Raw genomic sequence first — 16,780 nt, forward strand, 5'->3', positions numbered from 1 at the left:
ACCTATACGCTAATCCCTATAATTAACCGACTATACGACCAGGATTTTTCTGTAGAAATGCGTCCCAACCCTTTGCCTTGCTGGTATCGGGCATGACGGTGGACTCCTGGAAAAAATGGCAGACAGCCACTGCGACAGCATCTGTAGCATCCAGATAATCAGGGCGTTCTGAAAATTTCAGGATCCTTTGGAGCATTTGCCAGATTTGTTCTTTATTAGCATTACCATTGCCGGTAATGGACTGTTTTATTTTTTTGGGTGAATACTCAGTCACTGGTACGCCGGCCTGCATGGCAGTAGCGATGGCCACCCCCTGTGCCCTGCCCAGTTTGAGCATACTTTGTACGTTCTTACCAAAAAAAGGGGCCTCAATTGCGCAGGAAGCCGGTTTATGCAAGCGTATCAGTTCATTTACACGGGCGTGTATCAATTGCAACCTTTCGTAGTGATCTTTGTGACGGGATAGTTTTAACACATCCATTTCCAGCAGGCTGGCTTTCGTCCCTTCCACCAGAATGAGTCCGTAGCCCATTACCAATGTACCCGGATCAATACCGAGAATTATTTTCGACTTGTTTGCCAACCACAGTTTATTTTTGCCAAAATCTTGATGTCTGAACAAAAATACCAAAATAATTCTCAATTACCTGCTGGGAGCAGTCCTTTTTACCTGGTTAGCCTGGTCCATTTATACCCAACTGCTCCACCAACCTAATTTAAAGAGTTCTCTTCAGCAAATGGTAGATACCCTTGAGCATAAAGGCGTTGTGGCCATGCTATTGGTTTTGATAGGCATGCTGGTCAACTGGGGGCTGGAAGCCCGCAAGTGGCAAATGCTGATCCAACCCCTTCAGCCCATGTCGTTTTTTCGTGCGTTCAGGGCCATTCTCTCTGGTGTCTCATTTTCCATCAATACACCTAACCGAATCGGAGAATATGGGGGGCGGGTACTCTATGTCCGTAATAATAGAAGCAAATTAAAGGCAATAGCTGCTACAATGGTGGGTAGCTTTAGCCAGCTCATAGTTACTATTATCTTTGGGTTAACTGGCTTTGTCTACTTTGTGGCTAACTTCACGCCAGTCAGGGCTGAGCATAGTACGGGCTATTCCATATGGGAAAAAATATCGTTTGGATGCCTCCTGATAATTTGTGGCTTGATCATATTGTTATATTTTCGGCTGCAGATCATCCTATCAATCTTTGAAAGAATACCATTGTTAAGGAAGGCCCGGATCTTTGTGCAAATTATTGTTCGTTACTCCGATACAGACCTCGAACACTTATTGCTCCTCTCGGCCTTACGGTATATGGTCTTCTCGGCACAGTATTTGATTTTGCTAGACACATTGGGCGTGGAAATGCTGTGGTGGCAAGGATTTTTGATGAACGCTGTCATTTATCTCGTTATGGCTATGGTTCCAACCATCGCCATCGCGGAACTGGGTCTGAGAGGCAAAATAAGCCTGTATTTCATGGGATTCCTCAGTATGAACAGTCCTGCTATCATAGCTGCAACCGTCATTATCTGGTTGGTAAACCTAGTGATACCGGCCATTTTAGGTAGTGTGCTGTTGCTGGGAATTAAGATTTTTAAGGAAAAATAGCTTCGTCAATGCGGTTCATTCTACTCACAGTTGTTTTTAGTCTGGCCATTATCCGCCCCCTGTATGCACAAAACGAATTTTGTGGTATCACGAATACCAGCTTTAAAGCAGGCGAGAGTATTACGTTCAAAGTTTTCTATACCCTGGGAAGAGTATATATTGGTGCCGGTGAAGCTACGTTTAACTGTAATCTTGAAAAGTTCAACGGCAAAGACGTCTACCACATCTCCGCAGAAGGTAAGACTTACAGAACCTACGACTGGTTCTTTAAGGTCCGCGACAAATACCAGAGTTTTATAGATACGGCCAATATGATGCCCATGAAGTTCCTCCGCGATGTAGAGGAAGGCGGGTACCGGCTACATAATGATGTAAGCTTTTATCAGGCACAGCATACCGCAGTCAGTACCAAAGGCAGTTACAAGGTGCCCCCCTGCGTGCAGGACGTGATCAGCGCTATCTACTACGCCCGTAATATTGATTTTAATAAATATAAGCCAGGTGATAAGATCCCTTTCAATATGTTCCTCGACGACAAGGTCTACAACATCTATGTACGCTATATTGGTAAGGAAATCGTAGAAACCAAGTTTGGTAAGTTCCGGGCCATCCGGTTCGCCCCCCTGCTGCTGCAAGGTTCCATGTTCGAAGGCGGGGAGAAAATGAGCGTATGGGTAAGTGACGATGGCAATAAGATCCCTCTCCGTATTGATAGTCCTATCTCCGTGGGTAGTATTAAGGTAGATATGATCGGGTACAAGAATATTCGCTATCCATTTTCCTCCCTCATCTCAAAATAATCGCAGTTGGGCTTATTTTAACTTTATGTGAACATCTGACTGACTATATTTGTTTGTACATTAATACTTTATTATATATGGAAGAACGTAAACCAAAGATATTACTGGCAGAGGATGATACCAACCTGGGTATGGTGCTCAAAAATTATCTTGAACTGAACGATTATGACGTGGAGTTGTGCCGTGATGGCATTCTGGCGCTGGCTGCCTTCAGGAGGGAGAAATTTGACATTTGCCTGCTGGATATCATGATGCCTAATATGGATGGTTTTAAACTAGCCGAGGAAATCCGGGATGTAGATCCTGATATTCCTTTATTCTTCCTCTCTGCCAAAACAATGAAAGAAGACATCATCCAGGGATATAAGCTGGGTGCTGATGACTATATTGCCAAGCCATTTGACAGTGAACTGCTCCTGTTGAAGATCAAAGCGATCCTGAAAAGAAACCAGGAACTGAACAGCAAAGAGGAAGATATACACGAATTTAAGATAGGTCGCTACGAATTCAATTCCCGACTGCGTACCCTGGCCCGCGATGGTGAAACACATACGCTCTCTCCAAAAGAGAACGAACTGTTACGCATGCTGTGCGAGCATAAGAATGACTTGCTGCCACGTGAACTGGCGCTGAAAAAGATATGGGGCAGCGATACTTATTTCAACGGTCGTAGTATGGACGTTTATATTGCCAAGCTGCGCAAATACCTGAAGGAGGATACGAATATTGAAATCGTGAACATTCACGGTAACGGTTTCCGTCTGGTGGTGAAAGATTAGACTTTAAAATAGCTCTTAGGCTGACTGAAAAGATTCGTATCTTTTCAGTCAGCCTTATTTTTGATAGCGCATGAAATTATTGTTAATAGAGGACGAACCGGCAGTTGTATCCTTCATACACCGATATCTTACTGAAGCAGGATATGATGTGACTGTAGCCATGGATGGGCCCACCGGTCTGCAAATGGCCATGGAACATCCGTTTCAGCTCATCATACTCGATGTGATGCTACCGGGCATGAGTGGAATTGCCGTGTGCAAGGAACTGCGCACCCAACAAAATAAGACCCCCATCCTGATGCTTACCGCACTGGGTTCTACGGAGAATGTAGTATCCGGACTGGATAGCGGGGCAGATGATTACCTGATCAAACCCTTTAAACAGGCGGAGCTGCTGGCCCGGATCCGCTCTTTATTAAGAAGACAACCGGACAATACTGTCGCCGTTCTTCCTGCTGCCAACCTGCTCAAACTCGCCGACCTGGAACTGAATACAGATACTAAAAGCGCCAGCCGTAGCGGGGAAAGCATCACACTTACTGCTACAGAATACCGGCTGCTGGAATATTTTCTGCGCAATCCCCGTCGTGTGTTGTCAAGAATGGAGATCCTGGAAAATGTGTGGGGCATCGACTTTAATATGAATACCAAGGTAGTGGATGTATATGTGAATTACCTCCGCAGGAAAGTAAACCGAAAAGACCTGCCAGCCCTTATCCAGACTGTGGTTGGTATGGGTTATATGCTGAAAGAAGAAGCATGAGTATACGTGTCAAAATACTGATCCTGTTTACTGCACTGACAGTTTTTATCATCACGCTGATAGCTGGGGGTGCTTACTTCCTCGCCAATCAATACTCTTTTACTGACTTTTATAAACGTCTTGAAATACGCGCCATCGTTGCCGCGCGTGCTGCCCTGATCAAAGACAGAGATAACAGTGCTACCTATACGGAAATCCGTAATGAGCACCTGGAACGTATGCCTTATGAAAAGGAATACTTCCTGAAGCTGGATAAGGAAGGGCATTTTAACCGCCCCACTTCATTGGCTGCCCTGCCTGGTTCTTTCTTTGAAATGGTACAGTTGCAGGGAAAAGCGAATCATCGTAGTGGTGATATTTTCTTTACTGGTGTTGAATTTGGCTCAGATCCTGACCGCTATATCGTGATTGTCTCTGCCCGCAATGACTTTGGCCGCCATTACATGGCGGATCTGAAGCACGTACTGACCATTTGCCTGGGTACTGCCGGCATACTGGTACTGGCAGCGGGGTTCTTCTTTTCGAGATACATTCTGCAACCCGTAAGGGTCATGACTGCCCAGGTAAAAAACATCAGGGCCCATAACCTTCACCTGCGGCTGGATTCGCCTGATAGTAACGATGAGATGTTCGAACTGGCACAGACGTTCAATAACATGCTGGACAGGCTGGAAACGGCTTTCGAAACACAGAACAACTTTGTAAGTAATGCCTCTCATGAACTGGGAACACCGCTCACCGCTATCATTGGCGAAGCGGAACTGGCATTGAATAAGCAACGCTCAGATGCGGAATACAGGCAGTCCATACAAGTGATACTGGGAGAAGCCGAACGCCTGGAACACATCACAAAGAGCTTGCTGCGCCTTGCCCAGACAGGGTTTGGTGGTAAGGGCCAACAACGTGAACGGATACGGGTGGATGAGCTGATCTTCTCCGTAAAAGATACCATTGACCAGATCAATCCTGATAATAAAGTAGAAATAGATTATTCCATGTTGCCGGAAGATGAGGCAAAGCTCTTCATTCTGGGAGATGCGCAGTTATTGCACCTGGCATTCAGCAATATTGTACAGAATGCCTGCAAGTATTCTGATAACCACCCGGTGAGTGTGGCTTTGGCCGCTACTGATACCAATATTATCCTGTTGATCCAGGATCAGGGGATTGGTATTCCTGCATCTGAATTGCCATTTATCTATGATCCTTTCTTCCGCGCTTCTAATACAAGTGGTTATAAAGGATATGGTATCGGGTTGCCATTATCCCGTAATATCATCCGTCTGCACGGGGGCAATATCATTGTAAACAGCCAGCAGGGCAAGGGAACAGAGATAAGGATCACCCTGCCGGTAGCGTAGTTCTTACCGGATTCTTACCCCATTTTACCGGATTCTTACCACATTTTTAATCTTCTTTTATCTCCTGCTTACGGGTTCTTAATCTCGTGGAAATAGTTTTGTGTTATAAATCAAAGCACATGAAACATATTTTGATCCCTACAGATTTTTCCATCAGGTCTCTTCGTGTAGTTCATCATGTTGTAGATCGCTTTGGGGCTGGTGAACCCTTGAATATTGTGATGATGCATGCATTGCAGATGCCGGGTTCTATCATGGATCTGATGATGTTGTCAAGGAGGTCATCACACTATGATCTGATCACCGAAGATTATAAGGAGGCCAGTGAAATATTAAAGAATAAATATGGCTCAGCCATCCGGTCGCTGAAAACCGAGTTTCTGATGGGCCGCAGCAATGGGGTGTTCCGCAACTTTTTGTTGTACCACAATATTGATGCGATTGTATGTCCTGCTGAATTTAATTTCCGCAAGGCATCACCCAACAGTTATGATCCGGCAGCACTGATCAGGAAGAGCAACCTACCCGTACACCATGTATCGCTGAAGAAGAAAGAGCGGATGCTGGTGTCGGCAATGTCAGAACTATTTGAAATATAGATGTGTCTGTTTGAGTAGTGCTCTTTCCCTTTAAGGAGGGGGGAGCGCTATTTGTAAATCACTCTAAAACTACAGGTCTTATGCTACTCAAGAAAAATATACCCTTTAGATATGTGTTTGGGAAGATAAAATATGAAATCGCGTTGGTTGTATTATATACTCTTGTAATAGTGTTATTACATGACCGGTTCAATCTGAAAGAAACTATCAACATCCCATTGAGTGTACCAATGATTATGGGTACAGTAATATCACTGCTGCTCGCGTTCCGGTCTAACCAGGCGTATGATCGCTGGTGGGAGGCACGTACAGTGTGGGGCGCCATCGTGAACGATTCCCGCTCTTTTACAAGAGAAGTACTCACTTTTATACATAGTAATGAATTTCCGGAAGAGGCAGAACGGTTGCGTGAAAGAATGATACGCAGACAGATGGCATGGTGTTATTCACTGGGTCAGCAACTGAGAGGATTGTCTGCAACAGAAGGGCTGGAGCGACTGATCCCTAAGAGAGAAGTAGCGTATGTAGCACGCTTTGCGAATGTGCCGATGGCATTGCTGGAGCTGCATGCAAAGGATTTGCAGATAGCGCTGCAACGTGACTGGATCAATGCTTATCAGCAGGTGCAGATAGATTCTACATTGAATAAGTTCAGTGATAGCATGGGTAAGTGTGAGCGTATTAAGAATACTGTATTTCCTTCAACCTACAGCTTGTATATACATTTTGCATTGAACTTCTTTATCATGTTATTACCGTTTGGAGTGATAGAGTTTTTTGGTTACGCAGCAGTGCCGCTGGTAGGTGCGATCGCATCGTCTTTCCTGTTGATTGAGAAGATGGCGATACACCTGCAGGATCCGTTTGACAACAAACCAACTGATACGCCAATGACGGCTATTGCGCGTACTATTGAAAGGGATCTGCGGCAGATGCTGAATGACAATCATGTACCGGAAACACCGCCCGTGTACTCTTATTATGTGATGTAGTAGTTATATATATTGGTAAAGATTGATTGGTACGAAGGGGGAGTAAATTATAAGAAGAAAAGTTTGGTTAAAGATTAAACAAACTCCCTGATCACCGTTTTGAGGAGGAAGGGCTGACCAGCGATACAATGGTCAGCCCTTTAGTATTTTAATTAAAATAGTAAGCCACCGCTGGCACCACTTCTGGGTGTTTTACCGAGGTGTACATATGCTTTCTCTGTTACTTCCCTTCCACGTGGGGTACGCTTGATAAACCCTTCCTGTATGAGGAATGGTTCATACACTTCTTCCAGTGTGCCGGCTTCTTCGCCTACAGCTGTAGCGATGGTGGTTATACCCACCGGACCACCTTTAAAGTTTTCGATAATAACCTGCAGGATACGGTTATCCATTTCGTCCAGCCCATATTCATCTACGTTCAGTGCTTTCAGGCTGAATTTAGCAATATCCATATCGATAGTACCATTGCCCACTACCTGTGCAAAGTCTCTTACCCTTCTCAGTAAGCCGTTGGCAATACGAGGGGTACCTCTCGATCTCCGCGCTATTTCCATTGCAGCCTCGCTGGTGATCTTTGTTTCGAGCAGGCCGGCGGCACGCCAGATGATCTTTTGCAGGGTAGCGGAGTTATAGTATTCCAGCCTTGACTTGATACCAAAGCGGGAGAGCAGGGGAGCAGTGAGTAACCCTGAACGGGTAGTAGCCCCTATGAGAGTAAACGGATGTAATGAGATCTGGATGGCACGGGCGCTTGGACCTGTATCGATCATGATATCGATGCGGTAGTCTTCCATGGCAGAATAGAGGTATTCTTCCACCACGGTACTGAGCCGGTGAATTTCATCTATGAACAGCACATCCTTTGGCTCGAGGTTGGTGAGCAGACCGGCCAGATCACCGGGTTTCTCGATCACAGGGCCGGAGGTTTCACGGATGTTGACCCCCATTTCGTTGGAGACAATGCGTGACAGCGTTGTTTTACCCAATCCGGGAGGGCCGTGAAAAAGCACATGGTCCAGCGCTTCGCCTCTCAGTTTGGCGGCCTTGATAAAGATCTTGAGGTTCTCAATAATCTGCTCCTGTCCCGAGAAATCGACGATTTCTTTGGGCCGGATGCTGTTTTCAAACTCCTTTTCTGCCGCACTTGGGCGGACTTCATCTGGTCTTATCGGATTCGACATATCAGGGTGAAAGTTACCAAAAAATCGCCTGTGGCAGCTTCGAATTTTCGGTTATATTTGATAATTAGCAACCTCTCAATATGAAATACACGCGCATTTTAACCCTCCTTTTCAGTGTCTCCACCCTCACCACATACGCACAGGACATAAAGGAGCAGGAAGTAAAACGTATTATTACTACCCTTGCTGCCGATGATATGCAGGGGCGTAAAACCTTTGAGCCCGGTATTGAAAAAGCGGCTCAGTTTCTTGAAAAAGAATATAGTAAAGCCGGTCTTCAACCATTGACAGGCGCTGCCAGTTTCCGTCAGGCATTTCATCGCTTCAATACTACTCCCGGTACACAGGAACTGTACCTGAACGGGGAAAGAGCGCATGATGGCAGCGTGATCCTGATTGGTGTAACTACGAATATTGACTGGAACGAAAAGAGTGATGTCGCATCTGTATCGCTGCCGGCTTCCGAACAGTTTTATGAATCGCTGAGAAAAATCAGAGATGTAAAAAAGAATACTATTGTATGGGTAGATGCTGCGCATACAGAAGACTTTAAAAAGTTCTATGAGAATGTACAGTCAAGAGGCGGTAAATTTCAGGATAGCCTGCCTACGGTAGTATTAGTACTTAAACAGGGAGAAGATGTCAAAAGCTGGCAGGTGAAAGCGAATCAGCAGGTTACTCCTTTATACCTCAGTAATATTGTGGGAATGATCAAGGGGAAAACAAAACCAGATGAGTATGTTATCTTCTCCGGCCACTACGATCACCTGGGTATTGTAGAACCAGTAGGTACGGATAGCATTGCCAATGGAGCAGATGATGATGCCAGTGGCGTAACAGCGGTGGTCATGCTGGCGAAGTATTACAAACAGCATCCGCCAGCCAGATCCATCATCTTTGTTGCATTTACGGCGGAAGAAATAGGTGGATATGGTTCTAAATATTTCTCTCAGCAGCAGGATCCTGAAAAGGTAGTAGCGATGTTCAATATTGAGATGATCGGGAAGGAATCCAAGTTCGGTAAGAACAGTGCATTTATAACCGGTTATGAACGTTCTGATTTTGGAAAGATCCTTGAGAGGAACCTGCAGAATTCCGCCTTCCATTTTTATCCGGATCCTTATCCGGACCAGCAACTGTTCTATCGTTCAGACAATGCAACTCTTGCCAGGCAAGGTGTACCGGCGCATACCATTTCTACAGACCAGATTGATTCAGATAAACTCTATCATAGTGTAGGTGATGAAGTCAGTTCATTAGACATTAAGAATATCACTTCAACTATACAGGCAATTGCCATCAGTGCGCGTAGCATGGTAGATGGTACAGATACGCCTACCAGAATAGATAAAGAGGGCGTATTAAAACGCTAAGATGAGTTTTGGATCAGGGCAATTAGCCAGGTATCTTTCTCTTTCACTATAACGACATACGCCAGGATAGTCTCCCGCCTTCCCTTCCATATCGATGATGAGCTGGAAGTGGAGGTGTGGAGGCCAATGGCCATTCTCCGCCAGTGGCCCGAAGTGGGCGATGATCTGACCCGCAGCCACAGGTGCATCGGGTTTTAATCCTTCCAGATCAGCTACACTCATGTGCCCGTATAGGGTATGAAAAGTGACACCGTCCAGCATGTGTTTTAAGATGATCGTAGCCCCATAATCTCCCAATTGGTTGTTGAATTGAAAACTATGAACATGCCCATTGAGTGGGGCATATACAGGTGTGCCTGCAGGTCCCCAGATATCGACACCCAAGTGTAAGCGGCGTGGTTCGCCTTCTGTATCGAAATGTGCACTACGGGAATAGATGGTCCTATGTTCGTTATATCCTCCTATACCGAATACAGCATTGTGTTTGGCTAATAGTTGGGTGACGTAGTCACTGAAACGATGTTCATCGTCCAGAATGTCCGGTGTCAGCGCTGTATTAGCGGCAGTAAAGTCCATTGGGTACAGGTGATCCTTTGTGGGATCAAAGAGTACGACTGGCTGGAACGGTTGATGGCGTTGTAAGATCCCGGTTAACATAGTAAAAAAGAAGGCTGGCATAGCGCCAGCCTATATTTATTAAACAACAATATTGATCATTCTTCCTTTTACAATCACTACTTTCTTCACAGGTTTGCCTTCTATCCATTTCTGTACGACTTCGTTGGCCAGTACAGTCTGTTCGAGGGCAGTGTTGTCTGTATCCAGCGGGAAGCTGAGTTCTGTACGGGTTTTACCATTCACTGCGATAGGGTAGTTGAATGCGTCTTCCTTTACATACTTCTCTTCGAATACAGGGTATGGAGCGTCGAGAATAGTGGTTGTATTACCCAGCAGGTGCCACAGCTCTTCAGCGATATGCGGTGCATAAGGTGTAAGCAGGATGAGTACTGGTTCCAGTACGCTACGTTTGTTGCACTTGAGACTGCTCAGTTCATTGACACAGATCATAAACTGGCTTACAGCGGTATTGTAAGAGAAGTTTTCAGTATCGCTATCGATTTTCTGAATGGTCTTGTGCAGGATCTTCAGTTCTTCAGGCGTTGCTTCACCATCTTTTACGATCAGGCCTTTTTGCTCATCAGCATAGAGACGCCAGAGTTTTTTGAGGAAGCGGTGTACACCTTCGATACCTTTGGTATCCCATGGTTTGGACTGCTCTACAGGACCGAGGAACATTTCGTACATGCGGAAGGTATCGGCGCCGTATTTTTCAACAAGTACATCCGGGTTGACGGTATTGTACTTGCTCTTACTCATTTTCTCTATTTCAGATTTACAGGTGAACTGACCATCCTGTGTTAAGAAGATTGCGTTTGCAAAATCTGCTTTCCATTTTCTGGCAGCGTCTATATCCAATATCACACCATCGACGAAGTTGACATCCACGTGTATATAGCTTTCGATCACATAGTTTACATGCATAGAATCCAGGAACTCAGCTAATGAAGCATCCTGTGCCCTGATTAGCGTTATAATTTCTTTGATTTTGATATCGCCGAAACTATTAGAGATATAAACCTGTTTGTTATCTGGCAGTGTAATAGGATCAATTTCATCAGCACCTACATGGTGGTCGCTGTGGATGAATCTTAAACGCTTTGCAAACCTGGAAGAACCCTGAATCATACCCTGGTTGATCAGCTTCTTGTAAGGCTCATCAAAACCAATATAACCCAGGTCAAACAGTACTTTAGTCCACAGACGTGAATACAGCAGGTGGCCTACCGCATGTTCTGTACCACCGATATATACATCTACCTGGTTCCAGTAGTCAGTCGCTGCACGGCTTGCAAACTCTTCCTTGTTGGAAGGATCTGCATAGCGCAGGAAGTACCAGCTACTACCTGCATAACCAGGCATGGTGTTGGTTTCACGTTTGGTATTTGCATCTATATTTACCCAGTCAGTGATGTTAGCCAGCGGGCCTTCACCATCTTCACCTGGTTTGTAGGTGTCTACATGTGGCAATTCAACAGGCAATTCGCTTTCGTCTACAGCGTATGGGATACCATTTTTGTACACGATCGGGAATGGCTCACCCCAGTAACGCTGACGGCTAAAGCCGGCGTCACGCATTCTGAAGTTAGTCTGCTTTTTACCGATACCCATGGCTTCTACCTTATCAGCTACCAGCTCCATTGCCTGCTTCATAGGTACGCCATTCAGGAAGTCGCTGTTCTGCAGCACTGCATCTTTGGTAGGATTTGCTTCAGCACCATCAAATGCATCACCGATGATATTCGTAATAGGAATATTAAAGTGTTTTGCAAAGCCAAAGTCACGCTGGTCGCCGCATGGTACTGCCATGATTGCACCAGTACCATAACCTGCCAGTACGTATTCAGAGATCCATACCGGGATACGTTTGCCATTGAATGGATTCAGTACATAAGCACCTGTAAAGCAACCGGTGATTTGTTTGACCTCTGCCATACGTTCACGTTCAGAACGGCTTTGAACATAATCCAGGTATTTATCAACAGCTGCTTTATTTTCAGAAGTTGTGATCTTAGCTACCAGCTCATGCTCAGGAGCTACTACCATGAAATCTACACCAAAGATGGTATCGGGGCGGGTGGTATAGACTCTTAATCCTTCATTGTCGTTACCATCAAACCTGAAGGTGATTTCAGCGCCCTGGCTCTTGCCGATCCAGTTACGCTGCATTTCCTTCATAGCTTCGCTGTAGTTCACAGTTTCCAGACCCTCTAGCAGGCGGTTTGCATACTCAGTGATACGGAGGAACCACTGGCGCATTTTCTTCTTTACTACAGGGAAACCACCACGTTCACTTACACCATTTACCACTTCATCATTGGCCAGAACAGTACCCAGTGCGGCACACCAGTTCACCTCTGCGTAAGCGAGGAACGCGATGCGGTAATGCATGAGGATCTCACGCTGACGGGCTTCATCATAGCCTTTCCACTCTTCGGCAGAGAAGGTGAGGGTACGATCGCCAGGGCATTCGTGGGCTTTGTTACCTTCTTTTTCAAAGATAGCGGTCAGTTCAGGAATGCGTTTAGCTTTCCGGGCACTACGGTCAAACCAGCTGTCGAACAGTTGGAGGAAGATCCATTGTGTCCATTTATAGTAATCGGGATTGCTGGTATTCACTTCTCTTTCCCAGTCAAAGCAAAATCCGATGTTACCCAGTTGTTTACGGAAGGCCGCAATATTTTCGGCAGTAGTCACCGCAGGGTGCTGACCTGTTTCCAGGGCATACTGTTCTGCTGGCAGACCAAAGGCGTCCCAGCCCATGGGATGTAGTACATTAAAGCCTTTTAGTCTTTTATAACGAGCATAGATATCAGACGAAATATATCCCAGCGGATGACCTACATGGAGGCCCGCTCCTGATGGATAAGGAAACATATCAAGTACATAGCACTTGGGCTTTTGGCTATTGATGCTAACCCTGTAGGCATTCGAGCTGCCCCAGGCGTCCTGCCACTTTTTCTCAATAGCCCTGAAATTATATTCCATATAATTGTTGAATTAACCGGACGTAACGCTACGTCCTAGTTGACTTAAAATAACGTTAAAGGATGACAAAAGTAAACATAACTGTTAATTTTTATTATTTTCGCCTATAAACGGTAGTTTAATGGCGCAGCAACCCGGGAAATCATCTTCAAAAAAATCCAAACCTTCTTATTTGTATTCCATTATTGGAGTGGCACTTGTCCTGTTCCTGCTGGGAACTTTGGGTCTTATAGTGATACATGCTAATAAGCTAAGTGAATATTTTAAAGAAAGCATTGAAATTCAGGTGATCCTTAGGGACAACGTGAAAGAAGAGCAGGCGATCGCTCTTCGTGATTCCATTGCTGGCAGGCCTTATGTTAAGTCGATCGAATATGTATCCAAAAATATGGCGGCCGAGCGCTTTAAAAAGGAGTTTGGAGAGGATTTTATCACCCTGTTGCAGTATAACCCATTGTATGCCAGTATCAATATAAAAGGTAATGCCCGGTATGTAAATCCGGACAGCCTGGCAGTGATCGAGGCAAATCTGGGTCAGCAGAGTATAGTTAGAGAAATTTCTTACCAGAGAGGGCTGGTATCCAAGCTGAATGAGAATGTGCGTAAGATCGGGTTCGTGATCCTCGGTATCTCTGTTATGTTGGCGCTGGTAGTCATCGTACTGATAGACAATACGATACGTCTGGCCATGTTCAGTAACCGCTTCCTGATCAAGACCATGCAGATGGTAGGAGCCACCAGGTGGTTCATAGCCAAGCCTTTCGACCTGCGTAGTATCATCAATGGGGCCCTGAGTGCCATATTGGCTATTGCCGGTTTGATAGGGATTCTCTATTTTGCAGACCAGTTACTTCCAGAGCTCAGTGCCATGCGGGATTACTTTATGACATCTGTCCTCTTTATAGGCATGATTGTAATAGGTATCTTTATCTCGCTGGTGAGCACGCATCGTTCGGTAATGAAATACCTGCGACTGAAACTGGATGATTTATATTGATTGATAATTTTCTACATCATATGATTAAAGAAACCAAACAAGCAGTTAAGGCAGTCATTGATAGCCGCCCTGTTTTTGCAAAAGATAACTATAAATTGATGATAGCGGGTCTGGTGATCACTGTAGTCGGCTTTCTGCTGATGACTGGTGGTTACAATGATGATGCTACCAAATTCAAACCAGAAGAAGTGTATAGTTTCCAGCGTATTACCCTGGCGCCTATCGTGATCCTGCTGGGTCTGGCAGTAGAGGTTTTTGCGATTATGCGTAAACCAAAGCAATAATACCTGCAACTTATTATAATACAGGCGATGATACTGATTCATCGCTTTTTTTTATTTAAACGGATAAATCAGCTATTTCCATGAGCATTCTGGATGCCATTATCATTGCTATTGTTGAAGGATTAACCGAGTTTTTACCCATTTCGTCTACCGGTCACATGGTCATTGCCAGTGCAATGCTGGGTATTGGAGACGACGAGTTTACTAAATTGTTTGAAATTGTAATACAGCTGGGGGCAATATTAGCTGTCGTAGTTTTGTACTGGAAGAAATTCTTTGTGTTCGATAAGAACCGCATTCCCTTTTATATCAAACTGGTACTGGCTACCATTCCTGCGCTGATCCTGGGTTTTCTGTTCCATCACAAGATCAAGGACCTGATGGGTTCTCCTGCGGTGGTTGCGGCCAGCCTGTTCCTGGGGGGGATTGTATTATTGTTTGTGGACAACTGGTTTAAGAATCCAACCATTGACAAGGATGAACAAGTGGACAATTTCAGGGCTATCCGCATTGGCTTTTTCCAGTGCCTGGCGTTGATTCCTGGTGTGAGCCGCAGTGCGGCATCCATCATCGGTGGTATGCAGCAAAAGCTGACCCGCAATGCTGCTGCTGAATTCTCGTTTTTCCTGGCCGTACCAACCATGTTTGCAGCTACCTGCTACGACCTGTATAAAAGCAAAGATGCCCTGGCAAGCAATACCGGCAATTTCCAGTTGCTAATTATTGGTTTTGTCATTGCATTTATTGTGGCATTGATTGCCATCAAGTTCTTTATCGGCGTATTGAAAAGATACGGTTTCCGCGTATGGGGTGTATACCGCATACTTGTAGGAGGTGCTATCCTGGCAGCTATGGCGATGGGATACAACCTGACTGTAGGCTAAGAAAAGTAAATAATCCGTATACCCAGCATGAAGAAGATTATATTACCCCTGATGGGGTGCCTGTTTGCTATGACCACGTATGGACAGCAAAATTATGTTCCCGGGACAGTAGCTATTCCTCAACAAGATTCCCTGAGAGGATTTCGCAAACTGGAACAATCTCTTGTTGGCGGAGTTGGTGTGAAGGTAAGCCGCTTCCAGCTGGAAGTTCGCGGTGCTACTACGACAGGATGGATGCCAACGGCAATGGTCTCTATGCCGGTCAATTCATTACAGATAATAGCCGGAGTAAGATTATAATAAAAAAGCTTCTGCCAGGGCAGAAGCTTTTTCTTATCCCTTCACTGCCAGTAGCAGCTCGAGGTCAGTATATTTTAGTTTGAACTTTTCACTCAGGTGATAGTTGGTCAATGCCCCTTTATAGAGATAGATCCCATTCCGCACGCCTCTCTTGATCCACACCAAATTCTCAAAACCACCATCATCCGCCGCTTCGAGCAATAATGGCATCAGTACATTACTGATAGCTTCAGATGCTGTGCGTGCAAATCCTGATGGAATATTAGGTACGCAATAGTGTATTACATCGTACTTCTTGAATATAGGGTTTTCATGACTGGTGATCTCTGATGTTTCAAAACAACCGCCTCTATCTATACTTACATCTACAATCACAGATCCTGCTTTCATGTTGCTCACCATTGATTCGGAGACTACAATAGGTGTACGGCCTGACTGTGAAGACAAAGCGCCGACTGCTACATCAGCATTCCGCAGCTGCTCTGCCAGTACTTTGGGCTGAATAACGGAGGTAAATACACGAACGCCGATGTTGTTTTGCAGGCGTTTCAGTTTGTAGATGTTATTGTCGAATACTTTTACAGAAGAACCCAGGGCCATGGCAGTACGCGCTGCAAATTCGCCTACAATGCCTGCGCCGATGATCACTACTTTGGTAGGAGGTATACCTGTTACGCCGCCCAACAGAATACCTTTCCCTTTATTGCTGTTGCTCAGGTACTGACTGGCCAGCAGCATGACGGCGCCACCAGCTATCTCACTCATAGCTCTTACAATAGGGTAGGTGCCTGCATCGTCTTTGAGATTCTCGAACGAGAGCAGGGTAATCCGTTTCTCCATCATCTTCTGGACCTGCTCTATTTTCAGGGCAGCCAGGTGGATGGGAGAGATCACGATCTGGTGAGGATGCAGCAGCTCTATTTCCTCATCGTTGAGTGGGGCTGATTTTACAATGATCTCCGCTTTGTATACTTCTTTCTTATCGTACAATATTTCGGCGCCGGCTTCTGAAAAATCTGTGTCATAAAAATGAGAGCCATCGCCTGCCTTATGTTCTACCACGATATGATGACCATTGCTGGCCAGTATACTTACCGCATCGGGTGTTAGCGCAATGCGGTTTTCCTGGAAGGACGTTTCTTTTGGAATACCTATGAATAAACGGGAATTTTTCTGTGGAATATCCAACGTTTCTTCCAGTGGTGAATATGTAAAGCCAGCACTCACAACAGGTTTTTGCCTTTGCTCCATATA

The 16,780-nt window shown here is 45.3% G+C and carries 17 protein-coding genes; 12 read left to right on the top strand and 5 right to left on the bottom strand.

The genetic code is table 11. The annotated features are described in order from the left end of the window. Nucleotides 1-22 precede the first annotated feature (22 nt). A complete protein-coding gene (gene ruvC / locus BW716_RS16935) occupies nucleotides 23-583 on the bottom strand; it encodes a crossover junction endodeoxyribonuclease RuvC (protein ID WP_235643754.1) in 561 nt (186 codons plus the stop codon). A 64-nt stretch (nucleotides 584-647) separates the two neighbouring features. On the opposite strand from ruvC, the gene BW716_RS16940 reads away from it, so the two are divergent. The 7 genes from BW716_RS16940 to BW716_RS16970 all read left to right on the top strand — a co-directional run bounded on the left by BW716_RS16940 (nucleotide 648) and on the right by BW716_RS16970 (nucleotide 6,901). Further along, nucleotides 648-1,607: a lysylphosphatidylglycerol synthase domain-containing protein gene (locus tag BW716_RS16940; protein WP_255373881.1), complete on the top strand. Its 960-nt coding sequence runs from the start codon at nucleotides 648-650 to the stop codon at nucleotides 1,605-1,607. 8 nt (nucleotides 1,608-1,615) lie between these two features. Next, nucleotides 1,616-2,407: a DUF3108 domain-containing protein gene (locus tag BW716_RS16945; protein ID WP_083724083.1), complete on the top strand. Its 792-nt coding sequence runs from the start codon at nucleotides 1,616-1,618 to the stop codon at nucleotides 2,405-2,407. A gap of 77 nt (nucleotides 2,408-2,484) precedes the next feature. After that, the gene (locus tag BW716_RS16950) at nucleotides 2,485-3,186 is read left to right on the top strand and encodes a response regulator transcription factor (protein WP_083724085.1); all 702 of its coding nucleotides are present in this window, start codon (nucleotides 2,485-2,487) and stop codon (nucleotides 3,184-3,186) included. Between the two features lie 70 nt (nucleotides 3,187-3,256). Continuing rightward, on the top strand, nucleotides 3,257-3,949 hold the full coding sequence (locus tag BW716_RS16955) for a response regulator transcription factor (protein WP_083724087.1): 693 nt from the start codon (nucleotides 3,257-3,259) through the stop codon (nucleotides 3,947-3,949). Then, complete coding sequence (locus BW716_RS16960) at nucleotides 3,946-5,310, top strand: HAMP domain-containing sensor histidine kinase (protein ID WP_083724089.1); 1,365 nt, start codon at nucleotides 3,946-3,948, stop codon at nucleotides 5,308-5,310. Before BW716_RS16955 ends, BW716_RS16960 begins: the two co-directional genes overlap by 4 nt. Nucleotides 5,311-5,429: 119 nt before the next feature. Then, nucleotides 5,430-5,909, top strand: a complete 480-nt coding sequence (locus BW716_RS16965; RefSeq protein ID WP_083724091.1) for a hypothetical protein — start codon at nucleotides 5,430-5,432, stop codon at nucleotides 5,907-5,909. An 80-nt stretch (nucleotides 5,910-5,989) separates the two neighbouring features. Then, on the top strand, nucleotides 5,990-6,901 hold the full coding sequence (locus BW716_RS16970) for a bestrophin family protein (RefSeq protein ID WP_083724093.1): 912 nt from the start codon (nucleotides 5,990-5,992) through the stop codon (nucleotides 6,899-6,901). 152 nt (nucleotides 6,902-7,053) lie between these two features. Here BW716_RS16970 and ruvB read toward each other — a convergent pair whose 3' ends face one another. After that, nucleotides 7,054-8,082, bottom strand: a complete 1,029-nt coding sequence (gene ruvB, locus BW716_RS16975; protein ID WP_083724095.1) for a Holliday junction branch migration DNA helicase RuvB — start codon at nucleotides 8,080-8,082, stop codon at nucleotides 7,054-7,056. An 80-nt stretch (nucleotides 8,083-8,162) separates the two neighbouring features. Here ruvB and BW716_RS16980 point away from each other — a divergent pair, with 80 nt between their 5' ends. Continuing rightward, the gene (locus BW716_RS16980; RefSeq protein ID WP_083724097.1) at nucleotides 8,163-9,455 is read left to right on the top strand and encodes a M28 family metallopeptidase; all 1,293 of its coding nucleotides are present in this window, start codon (nucleotides 8,163-8,165) and stop codon (nucleotides 9,453-9,455) included. Here BW716_RS16980 and BW716_RS16985 read toward each other — a convergent pair. Next, complete coding sequence (locus tag BW716_RS16985; protein WP_235643756.1) at nucleotides 9,444-10,133, bottom strand: peptidoglycan DD-metalloendopeptidase family protein; 690 nt, start codon at nucleotides 10,131-10,133, stop codon at nucleotides 9,444-9,446. The genes BW716_RS16980 and BW716_RS16985 overlap by 12 nt on opposite strands. An 18-nt stretch (nucleotides 10,134-10,151) precedes the next feature. Further along, a complete protein-coding gene (locus BW716_RS16990) occupies nucleotides 10,152-13,061 on the bottom strand; it encodes a leucine--tRNA ligase (protein WP_083724099.1) in 2,910 nt (969 codons plus the stop codon). Nucleotides 13,062-13,182: 121 nt separating this feature from the next. On the opposite strand from BW716_RS16990, the gene BW716_RS16995 reads away from it, so the two are divergent. From BW716_RS16995 to BW716_RS17010, 4 genes are all read left to right on the top strand, one after another. Beyond that, a complete protein-coding gene (locus BW716_RS16995) occupies nucleotides 13,183-14,058 on the top strand; it encodes an ABC transporter permease (protein ID WP_083724101.1) in 876 nt (291 codons plus the stop codon). Nucleotides 14,059-14,078: 20 nt separating this feature from the next. Further along, complete coding sequence (locus BW716_RS17000; protein WP_083724102.1) at nucleotides 14,079-14,342, top strand: DUF3098 domain-containing protein; 264 nt, start codon at nucleotides 14,079-14,081, stop codon at nucleotides 14,340-14,342. Nucleotides 14,343-14,422: 80 nt separating this feature from the next. Beyond that, a complete protein-coding gene (locus BW716_RS17005) occupies nucleotides 14,423-15,226 on the top strand; it encodes an undecaprenyl-diphosphate phosphatase (protein ID WP_083724104.1) in 804 nt (267 codons plus the stop codon). A gap of 27 nt (nucleotides 15,227-15,253) precedes the next feature. Then, nucleotides 15,254-15,526, top strand: a complete 273-nt coding sequence (locus BW716_RS17010) for a hypothetical protein (protein ID WP_143708884.1) — start codon at nucleotides 15,254-15,256, stop codon at nucleotides 15,524-15,526. A gap of 33 nt (nucleotides 15,527-15,559) precedes the next feature. Here the strand turns inward: BW716_RS17010 and BW716_RS17015 are convergent, their stop codons facing one another. After that, the gene (locus BW716_RS17015; protein WP_083724108.1) at nucleotides 15,560-16,777 is read right to left on the bottom strand and encodes an alanine dehydrogenase; all 1,218 of its coding nucleotides are present in this window, start codon (nucleotides 16,775-16,777) and stop codon (nucleotides 15,560-15,562) included. Between the last annotated feature and the right edge of the window lie 3 nt (nucleotides 16,778-16,780).

This window comes from [Flexibacter] sp. ATCC 35208 (genome assembly GCF_001975825.1).
Lineage (GTDB): Bacteria > Bacteroidota > Bacteroidia > Chitinophagales > Chitinophagaceae > Chitinophaga.

What these genes read in the sequence shown, in the direction of transcription:
- BW716_RS16990 (WP_083724099.1), bottom strand. Translation starts at nt 13,061, where the DNA reads ATGGAATATAATTTCAGGGCTATTGAGAAAAAGTGGCAGGACGCCTGG.
- ruvB (WP_083724095.1), bottom strand. Translation starts at nt 8,082, where the DNA reads ATGTCGAATCCGATAAGACCAGATGAAGTCCGCCCAAGTGCGGCAGAA.
- BW716_RS16945 (WP_083724083.1), top strand. Translation starts at nt 1,616, where the DNA reads ATGCGGTTCATTCTACTCACAGTTGTTTTTAGTCTGGCCATTATCCGC.
- BW716_RS16960 (WP_083724089.1), top strand. Translation starts at nt 3,946, where the DNA reads ATGAGTATACGTGTCAAAATACTGATCCTGTTTACTGCACTGACAGTT.
- BW716_RS16955 (WP_083724087.1), top strand. Translation starts at nt 3,257, where the DNA reads ATGAAATTATTGTTAATAGAGGACGAACCGGCAGTTGTATCCTTCATA.
- BW716_RS16985 (WP_235643756.1), bottom strand. Translation starts at nt 10,133, where the DNA reads ATGCCAGCCTTCTTTTTTACTATGTTAACCGGGATCTTACAACGCCAT.
- BW716_RS16980 (WP_083724097.1), top strand. Translation starts at nt 8,163, where the DNA reads ATGAAATACACGCGCATTTTAACCCTCCTTTTCAGTGTCTCCACCCTC.
- BW716_RS16950 (WP_083724085.1), top strand. Translation starts at nt 2,485, where the DNA reads ATGGAAGAACGTAAACCAAAGATATTACTGGCAGAGGATGATACCAAC.
- BW716_RS17015 (WP_083724108.1), bottom strand. Translation starts at nt 16,777, where the DNA reads ATGGAGCAAAGGCAAAAACCTGTTGTGAGTGCTGGCTTTACATATTCA.
- BW716_RS17005 (WP_083724104.1), top strand. Translation starts at nt 14,423, where the DNA reads ATGAGCATTCTGGATGCCATTATCATTGCTATTGTTGAAGGATTAACC.
- BW716_RS16995 (WP_083724101.1), top strand. Translation starts at nt 13,183, where the DNA reads ATGGCGCAGCAACCCGGGAAATCATCTTCAAAAAAATCCAAACCTTCT.
- BW716_RS17010 (WP_143708884.1), top strand. Translation starts at nt 15,254, where the DNA reads ATGAAGAAGATTATATTACCCCTGATGGGGTGCCTGTTTGCTATGACC.
- BW716_RS16965 (WP_083724091.1), top strand. Translation starts at nt 5,430, where the DNA reads ATGAAACATATTTTGATCCCTACAGATTTTTCCATCAGGTCTCTTCGT.
- BW716_RS17000 (WP_083724102.1), top strand. Translation starts at nt 14,079, where the DNA reads ATGATTAAAGAAACCAAACAAGCAGTTAAGGCAGTCATTGATAGCCGC.
- BW716_RS16970 (WP_083724093.1), top strand. Translation starts at nt 5,990, where the DNA reads ATGCTACTCAAGAAAAATATACCCTTTAGATATGTGTTTGGGAAGATA.